The sequence below is a fragment of the uncultured Mucilaginibacter sp. genome, from assembly GCF_903913935.1.
Taxonomy (GTDB): Bacteria; Bacteroidota; Bacteroidia; order Sphingobacteriales; family Sphingobacteriaceae; genus Mucilaginibacter.
Map to the genome: position 1 here is coordinate 1 of NZ_CAIWNH010000104.1, position 2,405 is coordinate 2,405.

Below are 2,405 nucleotides of genomic sequence, written 5' to 3' on the forward strand. Positions count from 1 at the left end.
CGGATGATATCATCGCCCACCTGATCCAGAAAATTGAAGTACCGAGGTGAATTGGCGGGTGGTGAGTAGTGAGTGGTGAATAGATAAAATTACATTGTCAGCGTCCAACTAATAAAAAATAGTGAAGAAAGTTTCAGGTCTATTTTATAAAAATCTGTTTTTAACTAACCGGTTATTTACCGCGCTGGGAGGTTGTGTGGTATTGTTTCTGCTGTCTTTCTTTTTTCCATGGGTGGGCATTATCCCTGAACTTGCCTTCTTCAGCCTTATTGTGCTATTACTTAGCGATCTTTTAATGCTGTACCGCGTTAAAAAAGGCATTTTCGCCAAAAGGCATGCCCCCGAACGCCTCAGCAATAACGATGACAACGAACTGGGGATCTACATAGAGAACTGGTATCCTTTTAATATCAGTGCTGGTATTATTGACGAGATTCCGTTTCAGTTTCAGAAAAGAGACCTGTGGTTTGATACGGAGCTTAAGCCCCAGCAACGCAAACTGATCAATTATATCCTGCGGCCAACCAAACGCGGCGAGTATGAATTTGGATTAGTACGTGTGTTTGTTAAATCGCCGCTAAAGCTCATCAGCAGGCGTTACAACTTCGGTAAGGGCGAAACCTTACCTGTTTACCCTTCGTTCCTGCAGATGCGCAAATATGAGCTGATGGCCATATCTGATCACCTATCTGAATTGGGCATTAAAAAAATGCGAAGGCTTGGCCATAGCCTGGAGTTTGAACAGGTAAAAAACTATGTACAGGGCGACGATTTCCGCACCATCAACTGGAAGGCTACAGCAAGGCGCGGCAGCCTGATGGTTAACTCCTACACTGATGAAAAATCCCAGCATGTTTATTGTGTCATTGATAAATCAAGGGCGATGAAAATGCCCTTTGAAGGTTTGAGCCTGCTTGATTATGCCATTAATGCCAGCCTGGTACTTTCCAACATCGCTTTGCTAAAAGAAGACAAAGCCGGATTGATAACCGTGGCCGAAAAAATTGGCGCCGTTGTGCCGGCCGACAGGAAACCTACACAGATCAACAAAATACTGGAGGTTTTATACAAAGAGAAAACCCGCTACCTGGAAACAAATATGGAGTTGCTGTACAGCACCATCCGCAACGTGATCAAACAGCGTAGCCTGGTGGTATTTTTTACCAATTACGAAAGCATCTCTTCATTACAAAGACAGCTCCCTTACCTAAAAAGGATCGCAAAATTCCATTTGTTACTTGTAGTGTTTTTTGAGAATACGGAGTTGAAAAAACTGAGCGAAAAACCGGCTGACGATGTGGAAGGCATCTACATAAAAACCATCGCCGAAAAATTTGCTTATGATAAAAAACTGATCGTTAAGGAACTGGCAAAAAACAACATCCAGTCTATTTTAAGTACACCGCAAAACCTGACCGTAAATACCATTAACCGCTATCTGGAGATAAAAGCCAAGCAACGAATTTGATCAGCCGGCTTTTGGGAAAGCAATGCCGGCAGCACCCAGTTTTTTGAGGATATTCTCCATCAAAGATATTTTAACCGTCAGAAAGTCATCCGGCAAAACCCAAACATTTACCGTAAAGCGGATACTGTCTACGTCCATGCCGACCACTCCTACCCTCACCGGGAAATCAACCAGGATACTTTTCTCGGCTTTTATAATATCGAATATAATGGCTTTGGCTTTATCAATATCAGCCGCATAACCCATTTTAAACTCAAAATCCAAACGCCTGCGATTTTCGCGGCTAACGTTCACGATAACTTCGTTAAACAACTTGCCGTTGGGGATGATGATTGTTTTATTATCTACAGTGAGCAACACCGTATAAAATATCTGTATAGATGTTACTTTACCCTCCTGTCCCTGGGCCACTATACTATCATCAAGTTCAAATGGTTTTAGTAACAAAATGAGCACACCACCCGCAAAATTCTGGAAGGTACCTGATAACGCCAAACCTGCTGCAACACTAAATGCCCCAATAATGGTAGTAAACTCAGTTAAAGGCCAGCCGAGGATCTTCATTACAAAGATGATAAGCAGCACATAAAAAGCAGTGATGGTTAAACTTAAAAAGAAAGGCTGTAATGACGAGTGAATATGTCTTTTAGCCAAACGGTTACCAAGCCTGGATCTGAGAAACCTGATCAGTTTTAAACCGATAAGTAATATGATAACCGCAACAAGGAAACGGGCGCCGTTGATTAATAACCAGTCGTAAACCAGGTCGTAATATTTTTGAAGCTTCATAAAGCTGCAAAGGTAGGGATTTATTATTTACCGTAAATAGTGATAAACAGTTCGGGGCCTTTAATGAATAACCAATCAACTATTTGGCTTTGTAAAAATTTTGTTTTTTCGGTCAGCTGTTTCATAGCACGGATCCTTATTCAAATGC

Annotated in this window: 2 protein-coding genes; one reads left to right on the forward strand and one right to left on the reverse strand. The window is 41.7% G+C overall.

Translation table 11 applies throughout. The features are described 5' to 3' along the window. Nucleotides 1–121: 121 nt before the first annotated feature. Nucleotides 122–1,468 (forward strand): DUF58 domain-containing protein, encoded by a 1,347-nt coding sequence (locus QZY09_RS04095; protein WP_295668468.1) that lies wholly within the window; start codon nt 122–124, stop codon nt 1,466–1,468. Here the strand turns inward: QZY09_RS04095 and QZY09_RS04100 are convergent, their stop codons facing one another. Further along, nucleotides 1,469–2,257 (reverse strand): mechanosensitive ion channel domain-containing protein, encoded by a 789-nt coding sequence (locus QZY09_RS04100; protein ID WP_295668470.1) that lies wholly within the window; start codon nt 2,255–2,257, stop codon nt 1,469–1,471. It abuts the gene before it with no gap. Nucleotides 2,258–2,405 lie beyond the last annotated feature (148 nt).

What these genes read in the sequence shown, in the direction of transcription:
- QZY09_RS04100 (WP_295668470.1), bottom strand. Translation starts at nt 2,257, where the DNA reads ATGAAGCTTCAAAAATATTACGACCTGGTTTACGACTGGTTATTAATC.